Consider the following 720-nt stretch of genomic DNA (forward strand, 5'->3'; position numbering starts at 1 on the left):
CGGATCAGCGAGGTGGGCGTCGAGGAGGCGATCACCCGCATCCACGCGGCCGGACTCGACTCCTTCGCCGGCGCGGGCGCCGAGCTGCTGCCCGCCCGTCCCCGCAAGGCCATCGCGCCGCTGAAGGAGTCCGGCGAGCGCTGGCTGGAGATCATGGAGATCGCGCACAACCTCGGCGTCGAGTCCACGTCCACCATGCTCATGGGGACCGGCGAGACCAACGCCGAGCGGATCGAGCACCTGCGGATGATCCGTGACGTGCAGGACCGCACGGGCGGCTTCCGCGCGTTCATCCCGTACACCTACCAGCCCGAGAACAACCACCTGAAGGGCCGCACCCAGGCCACCCTCTTCGAGTACCTGCGGATGATCGCCATCGCCCGGATCTTCCTGGACAACGTGGCGCACATCCAGGGTTCCTGGCTGACCACCGGCAAGGAGGTCGGCCAGCTCTCCCTGCACTACGGCGCGGACGACCTCGGCTCCATCATGCTGGAGGAGAACGTCGTCTCCTCCGCCGGCGCCAGGCACCGCTCCAACCGGCTGGAGATCATCGACCTGATCCGCAAGGCGGGACGGGTCCCGGCCCAGCGGTCGACGACGTACGAGCACCTCGTCGTCCACGACGACCCGGCGAACGACCCCGTCGACGAGCGCGTGGTCTCCCACATCTCCTCCACCGCCATCGAGGGCGGCACGGCCCACCCGGAGCTCAAGCTC

The 720-nt window shown here is 69.2% G+C and carries 1 protein-coding gene; it reads left to right on the forward strand.

What is annotated here, in order from left to right; translation table 11 throughout:
• A partial coding sequence (locus B7767_RS08620; RefSeq protein WP_373408197.1) for a radical SAM protein occupies positions 1-720 on the forward strand: 720 nt, incomplete at both ends.

This window comes from Streptomyces sp. 13-12-16 (assembly GCF_002114215.1).
Lineage (GTDB): Bacteria > Actinomycetota > Actinomycetes > Streptomycetales > Streptomycetaceae > Streptomyces.